The sequence below is a fragment of the Peribacillus simplex genome (assembly GCF_900156045.1).
GTDB lineage: Bacteria > Bacillota > Bacilli > Bacillales > DSM-1321 > Peribacillus > Peribacillus simplex_D.
The window spans coordinates 103998-124105 of sequence record NZ_FTMX01000006.1 but is presented as its reverse complement, the minus strand read 5'-3'; the positions used below and the strand labels follow the sequence as shown (position 1 = coordinate 124105).

The window sequence follows — 20108 nt, the reverse complement described above, 5'->3', positions numbered from 1 at the left end:
TTCACTTCTTTTCACCTTTCTTTTCACGCAGTACATCACTCAATGACGTCGAATTCCAATTAAGAGTCGGTATGTCCGTGGTGCCAAAGCTTTCTTTCAGCAAATCTGCCACTGTTTGGCTGGAAAAGAACTCTATCAAAAGTTGATCCGCCCGGGAAAACATCCGACGAAGGACGTCCATCCCCTTCTCTGCATACTCTCCATCTTTAAATGCTTTTTCTATAAGCCCCGTATCCGGAAACATCGAAATCGGGCCTTCCATCGCCTCGATAATTTCAAGGTTTTTAATCTTATCTACACTTTTGGCAAGAGTAAGGCCGCCGTTATTACCAGGAACGGAAGTGATTATCTGCTTAACGACCAGTTTCCTTATGATTTTTTTCAAATAAGAAGGAGACACCTCCAATCGTCTGCTGATCTCATTGGACGAAAGCGGTACATTTTTATCCTGGGTGGAGAGGATAACGATGATGCATATAGCTTGCTCGACCCCTTTTGTTAATTGCAAATCATTTCACCTCTTTCAGTATGTATGTGGATGTTTGATATCCATAATGGATATTCGGTATCTATAATTAAAACCCGTTTCATCATAGAAATCAAGTTAATTCTAGAAAAAATTTCTAAAAAAAAGTGAACCCCTTATGACAGCGTAATAAGGGGTTCACCTTTCAAGGTTTTTTATAGGTCATTTAGAAATTCATTGACCGCTTCTGGAGTTTTAGCATTTGCACTGTGCAGATGTGCAACCTTTTCCCCATTCTTAAATACTAATAGTGATGGAATTCCCATTACCGTTTGCTCGTCAGAAATCTCAGGGAACTCGTCACGATCGATTGTAAACCACTGTTTGTCTTGATGTTCCTGAGTGATTTCATCGATGAACATGTCTAAACGTTTGCAGTCTGGACACCATGTAGTCGTAAAAATCCCGACCGTCAGTCCCTCTTGATTGATTTGTTCACGGTATTCTTGTTCAGTATTGATATTTTTCATGATCTTCTCCTCCGGGCTTTCTTATCATCATACTTTAATCCATGAATTAATGTACACAAGGATTAATATATAATTAATTCCTTTACAGCACAAACGGTTCATCCTGGATCCATCAAACTCTTGCCCGGTTCATGTACCTTTTCTATGCTTTGGGCAAAGCCGCTATTTCATGGAGTCCTAATCTACCGTTCATGAAAGAGGAAATCCTTGAAATGAACTCCCTATTTTCATCAATGAAAACATAATGACAGCTTTTTTCAAAAATGATCAATTCACTGTCAGGAATCTTTTCGGCGATGAGAATGGATGCCTCAACAGGGGTGATCCAATCATGACGGCCGCCTGCCACTAATGTTGGACACGGTATTTGATCCAGCTGGTCCATTAAATCAAATGTTTTCAAAAACTTGGCCCCTTCATTAGCCGCTTCCCAATTAAAATTCGATTTCTTCTTTCGCATCATCTCTTTTTCCGCTTCAGTTCTTACCTTTCCCCTTGATGAGTAAAAATAGAGCGGTTCCATGACTATACTGAATTCAGCCATATGCTGTTTTTCCATAGCCCCCTCAAATAGAAGTTTTGCCATCCTTATTTGATCATCCGTCCCGGTTTCCTCTATTTTCACCATTGCCTCTTCTCCAAAGACATGGCTTGGTGAAGTTGCGATCAGAAGAAGGGCAGCCACATTGTCCGGATAGCGAATGGCGTACTTTTGTGCAACCATCCCCCCGTAAGAATGGCCCAGTACAATAACCTTTCCCAACCCCAAATAGTTCCGGATCGCCTCTAGATCCTCCACGTTATTCTCCAGGTTATATGTCGATTTCGGACCGCGCTCAGAACGTCCGCAACCGCGCTGATCAATGTAAACCAACTGCATTGATTCCGAAAGCGGCGTCAGGAACGGTTTAAATCCAATGTGCTCGCCCCCGGGTCCGCCATGAATGACGAAACAGACCGGCTTCTTTCTCCATGAATCTCCTTCAGGCACCAATTCCGCCCCTTCCACATCGAAATATATCTTTGTTCCGTTTACCTTTGCAAACATCATGCCCCTCCTCTTTTTTTAGGCTCTTTTCGTAAAGATTGTTGATTTAAAACGAAACGATTTAAAACAAGTAAAGCGGTGTGGTTGATTTCCCCTCCAGATGCTCACCTGTCCCGCTGCAAAATAGCAACAAAGTATGCGAAAACAGCCTTTTTATTAAAATCCAAAATTATCAAGCAGCTTCCAATTCACCTTTATTATCCTTGGAAAATTTCCTTGCAATGAGACTGACTCCAATCATTACAATCACATTTATGAGGAGAGCAACAAGACCAATGTTCAAATCTTTAACGGCTTGCGGCAATGCCGGGAAAAGTGTCCCAATTGTAGCGCTTGTTATGGTTGTATACCCAACAGTGGCTAAACCGGCAATGATGCCCGCTGACGCACCCTCTTTCGTCACGAAGTTATTTTGCAGGAGACTGGCGATAAAAGATGGGAATAATTGAGTCACCATGCTATATCCCATCAATAAAAGGGCCACGATCGTATTTCCTCCAGTCAAAGTAAAATACACGGCAATGAGAGCAAGAACAGGTACGAGCAACTTGGCAATCGTCGTGATTTGTTTATCCGAGGCAGAAGGAGAAAAATGCTGAAACACGTTTTTGGCAAGCAGCGTCGCTGAACTCATTAAAATCATCGAGCCAGGAACAAGGGCGGTCAATAGACCCGCTGCCCCGATGACCCCCACAAACCAAGGATCGAAGGTATTGATCGAAAGCTTCAATAACGCAAGATCCATATCCGGCCCCTGCAGCCCGGGAACTTTAATGATGGCGGCATAGCCCACAAAGATCGCACCGACGGATAATGCTCCGTAAAGCGGAAGGATGAACGCATTTTTACGGAATGTCTTGGCACTTTTAGCTGTATATGCAGAACCGAATGTTTGCGGCCACATATAGAAACCTAACGTCGTCAAGATGATCGTGGATATAAACCATGAAGCACTCATCCCCATATCCGGTAGTGTCAGGAAATCAGGCTTGACGGCATTGACTGCTTCGAACATCGGCTGGATTCCGCCAAAATAATGAAGCGGAATGTAAATCCCTAAAAATAACGCGACCAAAGCGATCATGATGTCTTTGAGAACAGCTGTCCAAACCGATCCATGGATACCTGAAATCATCACATAAGCCGTAACTGAAACAGCTCCGATCCAAACGGCAACCGTCGGTGAAATCGAACCATAGGAAGTAGTAGATACGATGATTCCCAGACCCTTTAATTGCAGCACCAAAAACGGTACCAGGGCCAAAACACCTACGATTGAAACGAGTACCCCCAATAACGGACTTTTGTACTTTTTAACATAAAAGTCTGCTTGTGAAATGAGCTTATGTTTATTTCCGTAGCTCCAAATGGCAGGATAAATCCAATATGAAAACAGGTAGCCCAACGCTGCGAACGCCGTTCCGTACAATGCCGGACCGCCTATACCATATGCCCACCCGCTGGACCCCAGGAAAGTGGAGGTGGAATAAATCTCTCCCGCCAGTAAAATCATGATGATGAAAGGACCGAACCCGCGTCCGCCGACTGTCCACTGTTCAAGGTCCATGTCCTTGCCTTTTCTTGCCCTAATCCCTAAATAAAGTGACAGCAACAGGAAACTGAAAATAATGATGATCGCAATATTCATTTCTCTTCCCTCTCTTTATTCTTGGGATCTAGCATATAAATGATAAAAACGACTAAAGCGGTAAAGATCAGCCACGAAAAGTTCCAAAAAAAGAATAGCGGCATGCCAAGAATGTACGGTTCGATACTATTAGCCCAAAAAGGCCCGCCAAGTATGGCGATTACAGGAATTAAAGAAAGAAAATAAATTGGTTTCATGAGATTCTCCTCTTGTCTAATGATATGAACTAAATGTGGTAACACGAACATTGATACCTTCGATTCATCACCTGCGCAGCAATCTTGATAAGTACTGAGCCGCCGCAGTTTCATGGTCCCCCTTTCTGCCGTCGTCAATATGTGATATTACTTTTAATCTAGCAATCCTCATGCCAATGTTGGAATTTTCAGAAACATCAGGAGTGAATGGGGTATATATCAAGGGAATTAGTTGGGCCATACTTATGCTTGAGGAAAAATCAACGTGCTGTTGATGGGGGAATCCTTATTAATGGGTAAAAAAATTTTTACAAGTAAAAAATTTTTTCATCCCTTATAGAAACAAGAGTCTCTCTACAGTTTTTTTATTTAATAAACGTTCCAGGTGATTTCAGAAATCCGCTCCCTTTCCGCGAAACGGTTTCTATCTGAATTTTTTAAACAAGGTTGATTGGAGCGGGTGTGCGAGACTCCTGCGGGAAAAGCGTGTGCAAGGGAGACCCCACAGGCGCGGAGGAGGCTCCCGGACCGCCCACGGAAAGCGAGTACCTGGAGTGGAAATCATGTAGTACAACCAGGTCTCGTTAAAAAAGTTGGTTCGCACTTTTTTCGACCGTCTGGATCTCATGGCCCGGGGTGTCACTTACGAACACCTTTGGTCAAACAAACTGAAAAAAGCCACTATTCAGTGGCTTTTTTTCACGTTATTCATATTGGGAGAGTAAGCTTCCAGGAAACACCAAATTTATCAGATATCCACCCGAACTTCTTACTAAAAGAATAATCACCCAATGGCATCAGCTCCTGCCCGCCATCAGCTAAGCTCGAATAAAGCCTGTCAATTTCCTCTTCACTATCACATGTAAGGAATATTGAAAACGAAGGTGTAAACGTAAATTGATGCTTAACATTGCTATCGATGCACATGAATTCCTGATCCTTCAAGGTAAAGGTGGCCTGCATGACACTCCCTTCTGTACCTGCTTCATTGGCACCATACTTAATCATGCTGGTTATTTTTGATCCTTCGATTAATGATGTGTAATAATTCATTGCTTCTTCCGCATTTCCTTCGAACATCAAGAAAGGTGTGACTTTCATCATTCTCATCAAACTCCTGTTCATCTTTAATTAAGTTTCTTCATTTATTAATCAGTAATAAGATTAAATGGTGGTTTGGAGATACACCAACGGCAGGCAGCCCTGCTTCTGCGTTAGCTTTCATGATGGAATCGGTCGAATGAAGTGTTACCAAAATATCATTCCACTTTTTTCAATTCCATAAATCCTTTGCCATCCATTGAAATATCCAGTTGCTGATTTATGACTATCGAAAGCGGAAAGATTTTCGACTCTTTATTCGAAAAAATCCACCGCCGTTTCCTTGGACCTAAAAGTAAAAACGAACCCGCTTCATGTTCCCCCATGAAATTCAATCCATCTTCACTTATTTCTTCACCATTCCTTACAGGTACACCATTACTGATCAACTGGTTTCCCAAAGCCCTGACTTCATCTGTCGTAATGTTTATTTCACTGATGCACAGGACGTCTTGAGCTGAAAAATACTTAGCCTCGGATTTGGGTGATACGGAATATCTCGATATAAACTCGACAATGTTGCCTGAAGGGTCTGTAAAATAAAAAGCATGTGCATCAGAATAGCTGAAATAAACTTCGTCATAATCATCTTCTCTAGTCAATTCCACTTTTGATTTCGCCCAGGCTTTTGCCGAAGTAAATAAATTGGTCGGTATGTTCATGGCAAAATGATAAAAAGGCTTTTCATTGTGATGATATTTTTTGATTTCAAGCACACTTTCCCCTGCCTTCATTTCAAATACATCATCAGTTTGTGATAGTAACTCAAATCCTAACACATCAACATAAAAATTCCGCATTTCATCCCATGCATGACTATATAAAGTGACCTTATTGATAATCAACGTTCAATCCCCCTTCCACTTAACAAATATTGTAAAGTAATCCTGCATTTGTGCAAACATTCCGTACTTTCATATGCAAGCTGCCCATTTTTACTACAAATCGCCAACAGTTAGCGACAAGCCAACTCAAAAAAGGACCACCAAATTCGGTGGTCCCTCGTTTCAGCTCCATTGAGTCATTTTTCCATCTTAAAAGGTTCACTCTTTAATTTTCAGCCCCAGTATGGTTGCAAAAACTATTGCTTGGTCCGGGGAAACTTCGCATCCATTTAAATCTTCCAGGGAAACGGTAAGCCTTTGGAATGTGGAACTGCTAATATCAATTCCCTTGAGCGGTGTCCGGGAAAAGTTCACTTCATTTAATCTGCATGTTTCGAACTTCACTTTTATGAATTTACACTCATAATAATCAGCACTTTCCAATGAGCAATGATCGAACTTCACTTGCTTTAAACTGGAATAACCAAAAGCACTTAAATTCAAGTTGCAATTCTCAAAGTAGACATTGCCTAAACTCGCGTCAGACAGGTTAATGCCTAATAGTTTGGACTCTTTGAATTCCACCCGATGAATCGAGCCGCCCATGAAATCGGCATTCGTCAAATCGCAATGATCGAAAATGACATCCGTCAGCTCGATATTCCTGAAAGATACATCGCTGAATGTCACATTTTTAAAAACTACCTGTGATAATACGATTTTGTCCATCTTTTCTCTATCGATCGTACAATTGGTTATAAAACATGAATCCAGATAAGGCTCATCTTGATAATATATTTCCTGAAAGTTCGCTTGAGTTAAGTCTTGAGGGATCTTTGGCTGTTCAATTTTGATTTTGCCTGACATATTATCACCTTTTCACTTTATTTCTTCAATCACTGGATAACTTTTTTCCAACTGCATCACACTTCTTTAGCGGCAACGGTATGATTTATTTTTTAAAGGTCTGAACCGATTCACCGCCGGTAATATACTAACCGTAAGCTATATTTCAGTGAAGTTCAATCTAAGAATTTCGTGAAAATGACTATTATTTTTCGTTATTTTGTGTCATCATCCATCAACATTTTGCAAAAGAAAAAGCTGCCACATCGGCAGCCTTGCAACTTTAAATTTCAGTATGTAATCCTGTTAGCATCCGGAAATAATATAGCGCTGCACCTATTATCGCTATCATTCCGCCTATCAGAAAAAATGCTTGAAAGATATTTCCTCCAACAGTCGGGGAATTGGATACAAAACCAGTTGAAAGCAGAAAAAGGACACCCAATCCAAACAAGAATAGAGCCACTTTTTTAATACTTCTTTTAAATAGGATATATCCCGTAAGTATGATTAAGTACGATGCGGTAAGAACCATAAGAAATGGAAATAACGGTTTGAATTTTGCGGCATACACGAAATGATCGAAATTCGAAATATCACCTGCATCCATCGCCTGATCATCATCTACTTGTGTGAAATACGTGGAGTACTTCCATTCCCAAGGTCTATCCATGATTTCGCTGCCTTCATACCAGGTACAGAACGTAAAAACAATAAGGAAAAGTGCAGCAATGATCATTTGCAATAAATTGTTAAAAGTCAATCTCATCTCCCCCATCTGCCATTATACCAATAATTGGTTTACTTTTAAATGTGCCGGTTAAAGCAATATGTAAACAAACACTGTTTCCTGAATAATATAATCTAACCACTTTTAAGGAGCGTTTGAGATATGATCACTCATGGAGAGGACCTCCTTATTTCAGGAGCATGGTTACTTGGCATCGGCACACTTGTAGGTGCAATCGGGCAAACCCGGCAAACTTTAACGGGCACTAACCTCGGAAAAGACCTGGTCCTTAAAGGGAATGGCATTGAAGCCGTTGGAAATTCGCTGCAGGCAATCGGCCGTTCGAAAATGCTGAACCCGGAAAATGAAAGTATAGAAACCTATTTCATATTCGGTGCTTGGCTTGAGGCTATTGGCAATACGGCAAATGCAGTTGGAATAGATATGCAGTTGAATGGTTCAGAGGAGGAGGGCACCAGAACCGATGCAATCGGCAGTGGAATCCAAGGCCTAGGTGCCGCTTTTGAAGCATTCGGGGCATCACTGACGGAGGAGTCCCTTTCACGCTCTTTTGAGATCAAGGGAAATGGCCTCATTGCAGCCGGTTCTTTTTTGGAATCGATCGGAAATATTTTCATTTTAAATGAAAAACAACGAATGGGAGAACAAATTCTTTTACTAGGCAGCTGGACCCAAGTTTTCGGTGCATTCATATTGATCGATGCCTTTTCACTTGGCCCAGAACCCGAAAAGCCCGAGAAAAGTAAAGATGGACATAACGGCCAATATAGCTATGCCAACTATTATGTATGATGATGAAGGGGCCATCCAAGATCAATGGTCCTCTTTAAATTTGAAACATACAGAAGAAATATGACCGCTTTTGGCCGGTTTACTTGTGAGTTTCGGCGTTTACTCGGGAGTTTACGCCTTTTACTCGTGAGTTTACGCCCTTTACTCGTGAATTTCGACGGTTTACTCGTGAGTTTGGGCGGTTTACTCGTGAGTTTCGACAGTTTACTCGTGAATTTCGGCGTTTTACTCGTGAATTTCGACGGTTTACTCGTGAGTTTACGCCTTTTACTCGTGAATTTCGTCGTTTTACTCGTGAATTTGGCGATTACTCGTGAGTTTACGCCTTTTACTCGTGAATTTCGTCGTTTTACTCGTGAATTTGGCGTTTACTCGTGAGTTTACGCCTTTTACTCGTGAATTTCGTCGTTTTACTCGTGAGTTTGGCCCGTTTACTCGTAAGTTTCGACAGTTTACTCGTAAATTTCGTCGTTTTACTCGTGAATTTTTGGCGTTTACTCGTGAGTTTGGTTCTTTTAAGCACTTCAAATCCGAGTGGACAGAAAGGATTTATTTTGCTATTATAGTTACCGAGGGTAACAATTACTAAAGGTAACTATATATTAAGTATAAGGGGTGTTTCTGATAGAGATTTACCAAAAGTTCTTTCAGCAATTTTTACTGCTGTACCGTCCGTTTGAAAATAATCTTAATATCCAGCTTGGTAAGCATGATTTACACAGGGCGCAATGGTCCATTTTACATTTCTTATTCAATTATGATTCGGCAACGCTTGTAGAGCTTGCCAATTATCAAAGTGTGGAAAAACCCACGATTACGAGGACCATTGCCCGCTTGGAAGAGCTGGGTTATGTCGAGCATGTGCCCAGCAAAGATAAACGCGAGAAAAGAATGCGGCTTACGGAGCTTGGCAAAAAGATCTACAGCGAAGTCCGCGTGACAATCGATCGATACGAACAGGATATCTTGAAAGGGATCACTGAGGAGGAACAACTTGCAGCCATACGTATCATGGGCGAAATAAGAAATAACATTATAAAGTAGGGAGATACTAACATGGATCAATTCAGAACCAGACTGTGGACGAAGGACTTTGTCATCGTTTCGTCCATCAATTTTTTCATAACATTAATCTTTTATTTACTGATGGTGACGCTTGCCATCTATGCTGTTAATGAATTGGATGCTTCTACAAGCGAAGCCGGACTCATATCGGGAATTTTTATTATCGGGACGTTAATCGGACGTCTGTTCATCGGCCGTTTCATTGATTCAATCGGCCGTAAGAAAACATTATTCATAGGTTTGATCTTTTTCACTTTGACAACACTTCTATATTTTGTGGACCTTGGAATTGGCTTCCTGCTTGTTAACCGCCTGATCCATGGGATGGCGATGGGGATGGCGAGTACTGCGACGGGAACGATTGTCGCCCAGATCATCCCGGCAACTCGAAAGGGAGAAGGCATCGGCTATTACAGCATGAGCGCGACACTTGCGACGGCAATCGGTCCTTTCATCGGTCTGTATATGGCTCAACATACAAGCTTCCAAGTGATTTTCAGTTTCTGCCTGGCTTTAGGGGTAATCAGCTTGATTACTGCATTCTTCCTGTATGTCCCGGCATTGAAAGTGACGGCAAAAGTTACGGAAAGCAAAGGATTCAAGCTTTCCAATTTCATTGAACCTAAGGCACTGCCCATCTCAATCATCACTCTGTTATTGGCATTCTGTTATTCCAGTGTCCTTTCTTTCATCAGTTTTTATGCCATTGAAATTGATCTGGTCAATACGGCAAGCTTCTTCTTTGTAGTATACGCAGTAGCCGTATTGTTATCACGTCCTTTCTCAGGACCATTAATGGACCGGAAAGGATCGAACTTCATTATGTATCCGGCGTTCATAGTTTTCGGGATCGGCTTGCTGCTTTTAAGTATCACAACCAATAGTTTGACTTTACTGGCTGCTGGTTTCCTCATCGGCCTTGGATTCGGTAATATGCAATCAAGCTCGCAGGCGATTGCCGTTAAACTGACTCCGCCTCACCGAATGGGGATGGCAACGTCCACCTTCTTTATCATGCTTGATGCAGGACTTGGTTTCGGCCCTTATATTCTGGGATTCATCATTCCAGTAACAGGGTATAGCACACTTTATGTCATCCTGGGCGTTTTGGTCATCGCAACCTCCGTCCTTTACTACTTCTTGCACGGCAAGAAGGAACGTACAGCCAGAACGAACTTGGCTTCCATTTAAATAAAAAGGGATATCCCATTTGGGGATATCCCTTTTTTTATTTAAAGCTTTAGTAGGTCCTTATTTTATTTCCAATTCATCGATAATAAGTCCATAACCTTTGCTGTTCTTTTTATTTATGACTGTTTCACCTTTATATAAAGTCTTTCCAGTCTTTATATCTGCAATCAGAAGTTTGGCAGGCTTGTATGTTAAAACGTCTTGATCCACTTCGTTGCCTAATAGGAAATACACATGTTCGTTCTTAATGGCAGCAAAGTATTGTGCCTTTTTATTAACAGCCATATCAAGCTCCGTATCATTCGTTAACGTTTGACTGCTGAGGTCAAATGTTTTAATGCGGTATTTTCCTGATTTCATTTCAACTGCATATAGGTTTTTCCCGTCTGCATATCCTGATCTTGCTATGTCAAGGCTAAGCGGTCCTTTTTTAACTGTTTCTAATTTTTCCGTTTCATAATTATAAGATATCAGCTTGCTTTCTTTTAGTTTTTCCTCAAAGGGACCCTCCTCATGATTTACTCCTTTAATTAACGAAATTAAAACCATGCTGTTTGGCTGGGAAGGAGCAACTTCAATTGGCATCTCAAAATCAACTTGATTAGGGTAAGTAAAGGATTCAGATACAAGGGTTTTATCGCTCAAGACTTTTTTATTGGCTACATCGATCGTATACAGATGAACCTCTTTTGTTTGCTTCTCATTGTTTGAATTCACATCGATCATCGTTAACACCTGTAGTTTTGAATGGACCAATTGTACATCCCTGACATCAACATTCATGATTCTCTCTTGATCGGGAAGTTTAATTTGGAATGAAGTTTCCTCTTCGTCCTTCTTCTCCAGTAAACCGATATCAAACTCCGCTTCCATTTTGCCGTTATTCGTAAAATCGCTATTCACCCAAGCGTAAGCGAGAAAATCATCGTCTTCATATAAAGAACTAATGGAATCCTTGCCACGCATAAACGAACGATGTTCTTTTACTAATCTTTCAATTTTCTGATCTTGTCTTCCAGTTAAGTTCTCCAAGTAAGACCTTTCACTGGCATATGTCGTTGTATTGGATTCAATTGTTAAAGGTTCATAAAAAGTACTGCTATTTTGAAGCGTACCATTTATGATCACCGGATCAAGCTCTTTATCGCTGCCTTCCAGTGTCTTGAACGTATACTTTGGAAGGCTGGAAGCGGAGGAAGCTACTTTGACATAATAGGTCCCGATGCTTAAGATGACAACCATTCCAATAATGATGCTGCATAAATAACGTTTCACCTTGTTCACTCTCCTTTAAAGTTGTTGTTATACGGTAACGCGATTTTTCAATAACCATGCACCAAGCCAAACCGATAATCCTGTCAAAATGATTCCTAATGCGAGCATCAGGCCAAATAATTCATTAGGATAGAAATAGAAATTCCCGATTTCCATTAAAACTGGAGCTAAAAACAACACAGCAGCGAGTCCGCAATATACCAAACCCAAAATGATTCCTTTTATGCGGAAACTTCTTTCAAACATGATCGCCGTGAATAATATCGACATGATCATAAGACCAATGCCATAAGAAAGCAGGAATTGCGTGAACGTGCTTGGGATGATCAATGACAAAACCGGATTGGCTTTCGAGATAGTAGAAATTGACATTTCATTCAAGAGCGCTTCCGGCACATTCGAATTAAATAGGGCATTTTCCATTGGTAAAATGATGATTTGGAAAGCAATCAACCCTAATACCATCAGGAAGATGGCCGTAGCTTTTGAAAGGTAGATCGATAATCTGGATGTTGGCAACATCAATAGACGATAAATGAACGTATTCTTTCCAAACCAATCACGATACCAAATAAGGAAAATGTAAAAAATAAGGGCAACCGCACTCAGCGCAATCGGTCCTGCAAAAAAGAGGGTATCTGCGATATGATTAAAATCAAAGCTTCCATAATTGGTAATATAAGCGGCTTCAGATAGTCTTTCTACTTTCATGACATCCCTGGCATCATTAAGAAGACTCTTCGTTACGAAGATCACTCCTGCAAATTGCGAAACCAAGGTTATCAACAATAAGCTAAGATAGATTTTACTGAAACGGTTGATTTCAAAGTTCACTAGTTTTATATATCGCATCATGATTGATACACCTCTCTCATTACATCGACTACCGATTTCCCTTCTTCTTCACGCATTTCTTCTGTATTGAACTCTTTAAGCACCGTACCGTTATCCAATAAAATGACCTTGTCGATCAAATGCTCGATATCACCGATTTCATGGGTCGTGATGATGACGCCCCTGTCCTCAATGAGGTGGCTCGCAAAAACATCGGCGATTTGCTCGCGGCTGAATATATCGATACCCGAAAATGGTTCGTCCATCAGCACATAATCGACGTCAAGTGACAGACCAAGCATCAGGTTGAGCTTAGCTGTATTCCCTTTTGACAGTTCCGAAATGCGACTCTCCTCTTTAAGCTTGAAAAACCCCAGCAGTTGGTTAGCTCTTTCCGGATTCCAGGACGTATAGAAATCCGACATGAAAACCATGGCCTGTTTAATGGTCATTTGCGGAAGCATCGTCGGTGCGTCCGGAATGAAGGTGATTTTTTCATAACTGTCCTTAGTCATCTTTTGATCATCGATCAGGATTTCACCTTTATATGGAGTCAATCCCATGATCGCTTTGAGTGTAGTCGTTTTACCGACACCATTTATTCCGATCAGGCAAGTGACTTCCCCTTTATTGGCTGTAAATGAAACACTATCCAAGATCTTTTTCCGGCCATAATTCTTGGAAATCCTTTTTACTTCTATCATTTTTCTTCCTCCTCCCTTATTTCTTCCGAGTATTTTTCTTTAACCACACGAAGCAATTCATCGACTGGTACATTAATCGGCCGAATCGCGTCGACAAACGTATCGACGGCTGCCAAAATCAATTCCTGCCTCACAGCCTGTAAAATCGTTTCATTCGTCGTGATTTGACTGGGAAAATTTCGTTCAGTATGAATCAAGCCCTGTTCCTCCATTTCTTTATACGCTTTTTGAGCGGTATTAGGATTTATGTTCAGTGTAGCCGCCAGTTCTCTTCGGGAGGGAATTTCCTGTCCAGCCACGAATTTGCCTATGGCTATTTGTTCTTTAAAATGCCTAACGACTTGCAGATATACCGGTTCCCTGGTATTTACGTTCATTAAAACCACCCCCTATTTATTTAAAAAAAGTCTGATATGCATAGAGTCTTGCGTGTATGTACTAAGTGGTTCATACACATTATAGATGTACTATACCCGTAATACACTTGAACTGTCAATAATGAATTTCAACAAAATGAAACCCCCGAATGCGAAGTGCAGTCGGGGGCTTCATGCTAAAATCTCATTCGAATAGATGATGAAGCAGCCGATCTTTATCTTCAAAAAACTGTTTCATTAGCAAATAGTGATTGGACTCCTCTAAAGTCACCTCACTCATTCCCTCATCTGAAATTTGGAGGATTTTAGCATCCGGGTAGGCCATGATGATCGGTGAATGGGTGGAAATGATGAATTGGGATCCTTGTTGAACAAGCTCATTTATCCTAGCCAGCATCGATATTTGTCTCAATGGCGACAAAGCAGCTTCAGGCTCATCGAGGATATACAATCCATTGCCTTGAAATCGTTCTACAAAAGCTGAAAAAAACGATTCCCCATGAGATTGCTGGTGAAGTGATTTTCCACCGAAGGAATCGATGATTTTCGACCCGAACGATGCCTCCCTGTCCAATTCCTCTATATTCGTTGCTAAATTATAAAAGGTTTCCGCCCTAAAGAAAAAATGATCCCTCGGTTTGTACACGCCCTTTTTCAAACGGAGATATTCGTCCAAATTGGAATGTGAATCATAATTGGAAAAATTGAAATTCAACGTTCCGCCTTCAGGATTGAAGCCATACGCAATCGCAATGCCTTCAAGCAAGGTGGACTTCCCCATTCCATTTTCCCCGATAACATAGGTGACACTGGGATGAAAAGCCACCTCTTGAAGGTGCTTGATAACCGGCAGGTCAAGAGGGAAATGGTCAAATGAAGATATTCGGTCTCTATTCAGGTAGATGCCCCTGATATACTGTGAATCATAATCTAGTTTCATTTATAATCACCTTCTGTAGAATATATTTAGAGCGTTGAAATGTCCTTCTTACATTCATAGATTGATAATGTTTGATTCTAAATGACCGCCCACTTTGAATGCAATTCAAATAAACTTCCTGTATTACCTCCCGATTCCTTTATCAGGGCAGCCAATTCCTTATCCACATACCGTTGATGTGAATATTCATTGTCCCATATTGATGCGGCCAGGTATGTCCCTGATTGCCTTTTTCCGATTGCACCAGACAGCATGCCCGATGTCATCCCTTTGTTCCATATGTCCCTTTGAACCTGCTCAAATCCGGCTTGTTTATCATTTTCAACAGAACAGTCAGCCACTCGAAGTAATTTTCCCTTGCAAAAAAATTCCGTAATGTCTTTGTTCCTATATTGAATATTTTCCCGTAGATATCGACAGAAATATTTGTATATGTACTTCCTTGGTCACTCTTCCCGAATATTTCATCATGCTGATGCTGCATGAAACTTTGATAAGAATGAAGATCTTTCCAAACGGAGAGAATGCCGGCTTCATAGGGTTCATTTCTATTCCACCCTCCGATTTGTCCCATGAAACCAGCACAATGGCGCAATTCCCTCCATCTCTCTTGTGCTTTTGAGAATGAACGCTTGTTTTCCTCATTCACTTGGCATTTAATCCACTTCATTAACATGATGATCCCCCTCATTCAAGGACGCCGCCCAATGTTTCGCTTTTTCGTCAACCTCTTTTATAAAATCATTTTTCCCGTTTACATATCCTTTGATATCATCTGGGAATTGAGCTGCCAAGCGCTGCTTCAACCTGCTATACTTTTGTGCTTCATCAGGGTGTGATAGCAAATAATCCCGAAAAACGAGGTGTCTGGCTATTTCGTCATGTCCTTTTTGAAACATGTGAATATGGTGTGTCCTCTCATCCCCGCCTTTACGAAAAAACCGCCGTCCAGCGATTCCGTTTTCCCCCCTGGCATCATACCCTATTTCTTCCATCTCTTTATTAAAATCAGCGACACACTCCACATCTTTTACCACTGCCAAAATATCTATTACTGGCTTGGCATGGATGGTCGGAATGGCCGTACTGCCAATATGGTATAACTTTATCAATTCAGGCCCGAAAATACCCTCTAATTTTTGGCATTCATCATGAAATAGCTTGGACCATTCTGTCCTATATGGTACGACCTCGACCTTTCTCATGAAAGCCTCCTTGATAGGAATTGGCATTTACATCCCTTTTTCCATTTCCTTATTTTAACATCATTGTGCCTGTATCACAAAAAAAGCAGCCGGGATAATAAACCCAGTTGCTTTTTAGATAACGCTTACATTTCATTTGTTTTACTTCGCTTTTTGGATGGGAGTCACAGTTGGATCTTTCAAAATAGTTGGTTTCATGCCTCTTCGCTGCGGAATCCCTCTTTCTTCTTGTTTCTTTGCAACCCACATCGTCAGCATGGGTGTTAGAATTGCTGTCACCAATACACTTGTCGCGATGATTGCTGTTGCTGATTCTGCTACAGGAGCAAATTGCGGGTTTAATTCGGCAATAATGAAAGGCACTGCAACTGCGGCCCCCGCTGTTGAGGATGCTGCGACCCCGGCAACACCATCCGAGCCTGTAACGTAGCGGTCCAGTAGATATAAGACACCCCCGGAAAGGAAGACGACGGCAACCCCCATTAAAATGCCCATGAATCCGGATTTTATGATCATTCCAAAATCCAGCCCGAAACCTAGAGCTAGTGCGAAGAACGGGATAAGGACCGGTACGGCCTGTCCAAAGAATTTCCGGCATTCTTTATCGATATTACCTACAATCATACCGACTGCAAATGGAATCAAAGTGGAGACGATCGTTTGCCATGGAAACGTTGCAAGGCCCCCAACACCAAGGATGATCATCGTGAAGAACGGTCCGCTTTCAATACTGATGAACGGGAATGCAGCAGCATCTTCCGTTCTGCCCAATTTTGTCATGAGTGCGGTATAAAGACCGCCATTCGTTTCATTAAAAGCTGCTATTAACACTAAGACCGAAAGACCGGAAAAGAGACCAGTTTGAATCCCGTTCTCTGGAAGCAGCAAAGCTGCCCCATATCCTAATAATGCCGCAAATACGACTTTACCGATAAGCAATGTAAATCCTTTTCTTGCGATATACCCGGATTGCTTAACATCTATCGTAGCCCCGACACAAAAGAAAAAAACGGCTAATATCGATGCAGTACCTGTTAGCATCGCACCTGTGAATCCGCCAAAGAAGGTTGCTGTGTCAGGAAAAACAGTATGTATCAAAGCACCTATGAACAAAGGGACAACCATCATGCCACCAGGGATTTTTTCTATTCCGGCTTTTATTCTCATCACAATCTCTCCACTTCATTATCAAATTTATGATTATTTGTAATTGGAAGTCTAGTTGTGGAGTTAACTGGCTGCTGTTATCGATCATTCAACGTTTAAAAGTTTGTTCTGACTTTCGATAAAGTCCTGTAATTGTTTCCGGCTGGGCATACCATCCATATCACCAGGAGACATGACTTGCAGGGCGCCAATCGCATTACCCCGAGTAACGGTTTCCATCGTGGATATACCTTCAAGCAAGCCGCTGATCACCCCGACGGCAAAACCATCGCCGGCCCCTACTGTATCAATGACTTTTTCGGGTACAAATCCTTTAATATACCCTTCTTCATTCGCATTTTTGTAATAGGCTCCTTCTGCTCCAAGCTTGATGACGATCATTTTAACTCCTTTGTTCAAATAAAATCCGGCCACCTCCTCAGGTGTTTGGAGTCCTGTTAAAACTTCCGCTTCAGACATGCCTGGAAGAAAGAAATCACAAATGTAAGCAAGCTGATTAATGCAATCCACCATTTTTTGTTTATCCGGCCATAGGTTAGGCCGTAAATTCGGGTCAAAAGAGACGGTTTTTCCTTGATTCTTCATAAATTTCATGGCAGCAACTGTAAATTCATGGCAGCTTTCAGATAGTGCGGATGGGATACCTGTTGCATGCAGATGTTTAGCTTGCAGAAAATATTCTTCTGAGAAGTCGTCAATTTCCAGAGTGGAAGCTGCTGAATTTTTCCTGAAATATTCCACTTCCGGGTCTCCGTCTAGCACTTTAGACTTGATTAGCATTCCTGTCGGGTGATCACTTGTAAAACGGATACCTGTCGTGTCGACTTTTTCTTTATTCAATTCTCCGATGATGAACTTACCGAAACTGTCGTTGCCAAGTTTCGTCATATACGCAACATTTAAATCAAGACGTGCCAATCCGCAGGCTACGTTTGATTCTGCCCCCGCAATCGCTCGGGAAAAGGATTTAGCCTCATGTAAAGGCTCTACTTCATTTGCATAGAACATGGTCATCGGTTCCCCAAAGGTGATCACATCTAAATCTTTCATTCATAATTCCCCCTGAAAAAGGTGTATTTCGGTTTAGTAAACCTAAATTACAAGAAAGCGCTTTCTTTTTAATAAAGTCAGATTACCATATAAACCAGTTTTTAACAATACTAATCTTCAGATTTTTATTTTGCATAAAAACATAGTTTCAATCTCTTATTTTATGCAGATCAACCTACTAAAATTTTCTATTATCATTGACTATTTGGAAAATATTATATATATTTTTAATATTGATAGCGCTAACATTTTGAAAAATCATGATAAACCGTTTTACTAAATAGGAGGTTATTTATATGCATATGGAAAAACGTTATTCCATTCATCCGTCACAAGCCAAGCACTTTGATACAAGTGAAATCCGCAAAAACTTTTTAGTGGAAAATTTATTTCTCGATGATGACGTTTCTTTATGCTATTCCCTTGATGACAGAATCATCATAGGAGGAATCAAACCTGTTTCTAAAGAGGTTAAGCTTGAGGGCCATGATTTCATAAAAGCTGATTATTTTCTTCAACGAAGAGAATTAGGGGTATTCAATATAGGTGGATCAGGGAAAATCTCAGTTGATGGAGAAGTATATACCCTTCAAAATCGGGATTGTCTATATATAGGATTAGGCTGTAAAGAGCTGATATTCACTAGTGATTCAGACTCCGAGCCCTCCAAATTTTATTTAGCCTCTGCTCCAGCACATAAAAATTACCCCGTTCAACACGTAGCATTCAAGGAAGTGCAAGGTGATGAAATGGGGTCACAGGAAACGGCAAATAAGCGGACGATTCGCAGAATGATTCATGAAAATGGGATCCAAAGCTGCCAACTGTGTATGGGAATGACTGAATTGGCTCCAGGAAATGTCTGGAACTCCATGCCTCCTCATGTTCATGACCGCAGAGTGGAAGTTTATATGTATTTTGACTTGGCAGAAGATGCGATTTTGTTCCACATGATGGGCGAACCCGATGAAACAAGGCATATTGTCATGAAAAATGAACAAGCTGTCATTTCACCTCCATGGTCCATACACTGTGGTTCCGCTACAAGCAACTACACATTTATTTGGGCAATGGCTGGAGAGAATTATACATATGAGGATATGGATGCCTTTCCTATTTCAGATATGAAGTAACAGGCTAAGAGTGGTTTACTAATTCCATATGGGGATGGAGGAAACAAGATGAGTTTACTGGATTTTTCAATGGACTTTTTCAGTTTAAAAGGGAAAGTTGCCATCGTAACAGGAGGAAATACTGGATTGGGCCAAGGATATGCGGTTGCATTAGCAAAAGCGGGTGCAGATGTTTTTATCGTTGTTCATGGTGATAATTGGCAGGAAACAAAGGATTTAATCGAAACGACCGGCCAAAAAGCAGTCTTTTATCAAGCCGAACTTACGAATAAGGAAAGCCTTAAAGGTGTTGTAAAAGGCTGTCTTGATGCATACGGGAAAATCGATATCCTTGTTAATAACGCAGGAACGATTCGTCGTGCTCCTTTATTGGAATATAAAGACGAAGATTGGAATGCAGTAATGGACATTAACCTTAATTCCTTGTATTTTCTTAGTCAGCTCGTTGCCAAAGAAATGGTTGAACAAGGCAGCGGAAAAATCATAAATATCGCTTCGATGCTCACATTCCAAGGAGGCAAGTTCGTTCCCGCATATACTGCGAGTAAACATGGCGTTGCCGGGCTGACTAAAGCCTTCGCTAATGAATTGGCGTCTAAAAACATTCAAATTAACGCGATTGCCCCAGGTTATATTGAAACGGCCAATACTGCCGCGCTTCGTGCAGATGAGTCAAGAAACAAAGACATTCTCTCAAGGATCCCGGCTGAAAAATGGGGAACTCCCTTTGATGTGATGGGAACCGTCGTTTTTCTCGCAAGCAAGGCCTCTGATTATATGAATGGCCATATCCTCGCTGTTGATGGAGGCTGGCTCGTTCGTTAATCCGGTGAATAAGAATTGTAAATTAATAGTTTAAGGTTAACACCCTTAGCCAAAGTGCTTAGGGTGTTTCTTACATCCAATGTTTAACAAAATCATCTAACTGGCGTTGGAATCGTAATGCTCCTTTGTTATGATGAAG

25 protein-coding genes are annotated in these 20108 nt (G+C 41.2%); 6 read left to right on the top strand and 19 right to left on the bottom strand.

The features are described 5' to 3' along the window. Position 1 precedes the first annotated feature (1 nt). The 9 genes from BW986_RS20370 to BW986_RS20330 form a co-directional block, all read right to left on the bottom strand. Entirely contained in the window at positions 2–508 is a 507-nt protein-coding gene (locus tag BW986_RS20370; RefSeq protein WP_076370178.1) for an RrF2 family transcriptional regulator, read from the bottom strand. 173 nt (positions 509–681) lie between these two features. Beyond that, positions 682–996, bottom strand: a complete 315-nt coding sequence (locus tag BW986_RS20365; protein WP_076370176.1) for a thioredoxin family protein — start codon at positions 994–996, stop codon at positions 682–684. A 142-nt stretch (positions 997–1138) separates the two neighbouring features. Further along, entirely contained in the window at positions 1139–2047 is a 909-nt protein-coding gene (locus BW986_RS20360) for an alpha/beta fold hydrolase (protein ID WP_260320912.1), read from the bottom strand. Positions 2048–2216: 169 nt separating this feature from the next. Continuing rightward, positions 2217–3692: a sodium:solute symporter family protein gene (locus BW986_RS20355; RefSeq protein ID WP_076370172.1), complete on the bottom strand. Its 1476-nt coding sequence runs from the start codon at positions 3690–3692 to the stop codon at positions 2217–2219. Beyond that, positions 3689–3889 (bottom strand): DUF3311 domain-containing protein, encoded by a 201-nt coding sequence (locus BW986_RS30330; RefSeq protein ID WP_063595989.1) that lies wholly within the window; start codon positions 3887–3889, stop codon positions 3689–3691. Before BW986_RS30330 ends, BW986_RS20355 begins: the two co-directional genes overlap by 4 nt. Before the next feature lie 708 nt (positions 3890–4597). Further along, positions 4598–4993 carry a VOC family protein gene (locus BW986_RS20345; protein ID WP_076370170.1) on the bottom strand — a complete coding sequence of 132 codons (396 nt, stop codon included), beginning with the start codon at positions 4991–4993 and terminating at the stop codon, positions 4598–4600. A 155-nt stretch (positions 4994–5148) separates the two neighbouring features. Continuing rightward, positions 5149–5835: a VOC family protein gene (locus BW986_RS20340; protein ID WP_076370168.1), complete on the bottom strand. Its 687-nt coding sequence runs from the start codon at positions 5833–5835 to the stop codon at positions 5149–5151. A gap of 198 nt (positions 5836–6033) precedes the next feature. Beyond that, positions 6034–6681 (bottom strand): pentapeptide repeat-containing protein, encoded by a 648-nt coding sequence (locus tag BW986_RS20335; protein WP_081395724.1) that lies wholly within the window; start codon positions 6679–6681, stop codon positions 6034–6036. A 262-nt stretch (positions 6682–6943) separates the two neighbouring features. After that, positions 6944–7423, bottom strand: a complete 480-nt coding sequence (locus BW986_RS20330) for a DUF4306 domain-containing protein (RefSeq protein ID WP_179086124.1) — start codon at positions 7421–7423, stop codon at positions 6944–6946. 129 nt (positions 7424–7552) lie between these two features. Here BW986_RS20330 and BW986_RS20325 point away from each other — a divergent pair, with 129 nt between their 5' ends. The 4 genes from BW986_RS20325 (at position 7553) to BW986_RS20315 (ending at position 10459) form a co-directional block, all read left to right on the top strand. Further along, the gene (locus BW986_RS20325) at positions 7553–8203 is read left to right on the top strand and encodes a DUF6944 family repetitive protein (RefSeq protein WP_076370164.1); all 651 of its coding nucleotides are present in this window, start codon (positions 7553–7555) and stop codon (positions 8201–8203) included. Positions 8204–8392: 189 nt separating this feature from the next. Further along, on the top strand, positions 8393–8581 hold the full coding sequence (locus BW986_RS29755; RefSeq protein ID WP_142244698.1) for a hypothetical protein: 189 nt from the start codon (positions 8393–8395) through the stop codon (positions 8579–8581). Positions 8582–8818: 237 nt separating this feature from the next. Next, a complete protein-coding gene (locus BW986_RS20320; protein ID WP_311316565.1) occupies positions 8819–9247 on the top strand; it encodes a MarR family winged helix-turn-helix transcriptional regulator in 429 nt (142 codons plus the stop codon). A 12-nt stretch (positions 9248–9259) separates the two neighbouring features. After that, a complete protein-coding gene (locus tag BW986_RS20315) occupies positions 9260–10459 on the top strand; it encodes an MFS transporter (protein WP_076370162.1) in 1200 nt (399 codons plus the stop codon). A 60-nt stretch (positions 10460–10519) separates the two neighbouring features. Here BW986_RS20315 and BW986_RS20310 read toward each other — a convergent pair whose 3' ends face one another. The 10 genes from BW986_RS20310 to BW986_RS20270 all read right to left on the bottom strand — a co-directional run bounded on the left by BW986_RS20310 (position 10520) and on the right by BW986_RS20270 (position 18011). After that, a complete protein-coding gene (locus BW986_RS20310; RefSeq protein WP_076370160.1) occupies positions 10520–11734 on the bottom strand; it encodes a hypothetical protein in 1215 nt (404 codons plus the stop codon). Positions 11735–11761: 27 nt separating this feature from the next. Continuing rightward, positions 11762–12589, bottom strand: coding sequence for a hypothetical protein (locus tag BW986_RS20305; protein WP_076370158.1), 828 nt, complete (start codon positions 12587–12589; stop codon positions 11762–11764). Beyond that, entirely contained in the window at positions 12586–13272 is a 687-nt protein-coding gene (locus BW986_RS20300) for an ABC transporter ATP-binding protein (RefSeq protein ID WP_076370156.1), read from the bottom strand. The genes BW986_RS20305 and BW986_RS20300 overlap by 4 nt, the downstream gene beginning before the upstream one ends. After that, positions 13269–13649, bottom strand: coding sequence for a GntR family transcriptional regulator (locus BW986_RS20295; RefSeq protein WP_076370154.1), 381 nt, complete (start codon positions 13647–13649; stop codon positions 13269–13271). Before BW986_RS20295 ends, BW986_RS20300 begins: the two co-directional genes overlap by 4 nt. Positions 13650–13833: 184 nt before the next feature. Then, entirely contained in the window at positions 13834–14589 is a 756-nt protein-coding gene (locus BW986_RS20290) for an AAA family ATPase (protein WP_076370152.1), read from the bottom strand. 77 nt (positions 14590–14666) lie between these two features. Further along, positions 14667–14843 (bottom strand): hypothetical protein, encoded by a 177-nt coding sequence (locus BW986_RS30325; protein WP_179086123.1) that lies wholly within the window; start codon positions 14841–14843, stop codon positions 14667–14669. Positions 14844–14851: 8 nt separating this feature from the next. Then, positions 14852–15265, bottom strand: a complete 414-nt coding sequence (locus BW986_RS20285) for a YdbC family protein (RefSeq protein WP_179086122.1) — start codon at positions 15263–15265, stop codon at positions 14852–14854. After that, positions 15246–15794, bottom strand: coding sequence for a GrpB family protein (locus BW986_RS20280; RefSeq protein ID WP_076370150.1), 549 nt, complete (start codon positions 15792–15794; stop codon positions 15246–15248). The genes BW986_RS20285 and BW986_RS20280 overlap by 20 nt, the downstream gene beginning before the upstream one ends. Positions 15795–15935: 141 nt before the next feature. Continuing rightward, a complete protein-coding gene (locus tag BW986_RS20275; RefSeq protein ID WP_076370148.1) occupies positions 15936–16961 on the bottom strand; it encodes a 2-keto-3-deoxygluconate permease in 1026 nt (341 codons plus the stop codon). Positions 16962–17045: 84 nt separating this feature from the next. Continuing rightward, complete coding sequence (locus tag BW986_RS20270) at positions 17046–18011, bottom strand: sugar kinase (RefSeq protein ID WP_076370146.1); 966 nt, start codon at positions 18009–18011, stop codon at positions 17046–17048. 302 nt (positions 18012–18313) lie between these two features. Here BW986_RS20270 and kduI point away from each other — a divergent pair, with 302 nt between their 5' ends. Together kduI and kduD are read left to right on the top strand one after the other, a co-directional pair. Beyond that, positions 18314–19144 (top strand): 5-dehydro-4-deoxy-D-glucuronate isomerase, encoded by an 831-nt coding sequence (gene kduI / locus BW986_RS20265; RefSeq protein ID WP_076370622.1) that lies wholly within the window; start codon positions 18314–18316, stop codon positions 19142–19144. A gap of 48 nt (positions 19145–19192) precedes the next feature. After that, on the top strand, positions 19193–19969 hold the full coding sequence (kduD, locus tag BW986_RS20260) for a 2-dehydro-3-deoxy-D-gluconate 5-dehydrogenase KduD (protein WP_076370144.1): 777 nt from the start codon (positions 19193–19195) through the stop codon (positions 19967–19969). The last annotated feature ends 139 nt before the right edge of the window (positions 19970–20108 follow it).

What these genes read in the sequence shown, in the direction of transcription:
- BW986_RS20280 (WP_076370150.1), bottom strand. Translation starts at nt 15,794, where the DNA reads ATGAGAAAGGTCGAGGTCGTACCATATAGGACAGAATGGTCCAAGCTA.
- BW986_RS20345 (WP_076370170.1), bottom strand. Translation starts at nt 4,993, where the DNA reads ATGATGAAAGTCACACCTTTCTTGATGTTCGAAGGAAATGCGGAAGAA.
- BW986_RS20290 (WP_076370152.1), bottom strand. Translation starts at nt 14,589, where the DNA reads ATGAAACTAGATTATGATTCACAGTATATCAGGGGCATCTACCTGAAT.
- BW986_RS30325 (WP_179086123.1), bottom strand. Translation starts at nt 14,843, where the DNA reads ATGCTGTCTGGTGCAATCGGAAAAAGGCAATCAGGGACATACCTGGCC.
- BW986_RS20300 (WP_076370156.1), bottom strand. Translation starts at nt 13,272, where the DNA reads ATGATAGAAGTAAAAAGGATTTCCAAGAATTATGGCCGGAAAAAGATC.
- BW986_RS20365 (WP_076370176.1), bottom strand. Translation starts at nt 996, where the DNA reads ATGAAAAATATCAATACTGAACAAGAATACCGTGAACAAATCAATCAA.
- BW986_RS20315 (WP_076370162.1), top strand. Translation starts at nt 9,260, where the DNA reads ATGGATCAATTCAGAACCAGACTGTGGACGAAGGACTTTGTCATCGTT.
- kduD (WP_076370144.1), top strand. Translation starts at nt 19,193, where the DNA reads ATGAGTTTACTGGATTTTTCAATGGACTTTTTCAGTTTAAAAGGGAAA.
- kduI (WP_076370622.1), top strand. Translation starts at nt 18,314, where the DNA reads ATGGAAAAACGTTATTCCATTCATCCGTCACAAGCCAAGCACTTTGAT.
- BW986_RS20295 (WP_076370154.1), bottom strand. Translation starts at nt 13,649, where the DNA reads ATGAACGTAAATACCAGGGAACCGGTATATCTGCAAGTCGTTAGGCAT.
- BW986_RS20355 (WP_076370172.1), bottom strand. Translation starts at nt 3,692, where the DNA reads ATGAATATTGCGATCATCATTATTTTCAGTTTCCTGTTGCTGTCACTT.
- BW986_RS30330 (WP_063595989.1), bottom strand. Translation starts at nt 3,889, where the DNA reads ATGAAACCAATTTATTTTCTTTCTTTAATTCCTGTAATCGCCATACTT.
- BW986_RS20325 (WP_076370164.1), top strand. Translation starts at nt 7,553, where the DNA reads ATGATCACTCATGGAGAGGACCTCCTTATTTCAGGAGCATGGTTACTT.
- BW986_RS20305 (WP_076370158.1), bottom strand. Translation starts at nt 12,589, where the DNA reads ATGATGCGATATATAAAACTAGTGAACTTTGAAATCAACCGTTTCAGT.
- BW986_RS20360 (WP_260320912.1), bottom strand. Translation starts at nt 2,047, where the DNA reads ATGATGTTTGCAAAGGTAAACGGAACAAAGATATATTTCGATGTGGAA.
- BW986_RS20270 (WP_076370146.1), bottom strand. Translation starts at nt 18,011, where the DNA reads ATGAAAGATTTAGATGTGATCACCTTTGGGGAACCGATGACCATGTTC.
- BW986_RS20285 (WP_179086122.1), bottom strand. Translation starts at nt 15,265, where the DNA reads ATGTTAATGAAGTGGATTAAATGCCAAGTGAATGAGGAAAACAAGCGT.
- BW986_RS20275 (WP_076370148.1), bottom strand. Translation starts at nt 16,961, where the DNA reads ATGAGAATAAAAGCCGGAATAGAAAAAATCCCTGGTGGCATGATGGTT.
- BW986_RS20335 (WP_081395724.1), bottom strand. Translation starts at nt 6,681, where the DNA reads ATGTCAGGCAAAATCAAAATTGAACAGCCAAAGATCCCTCAAGACTTA.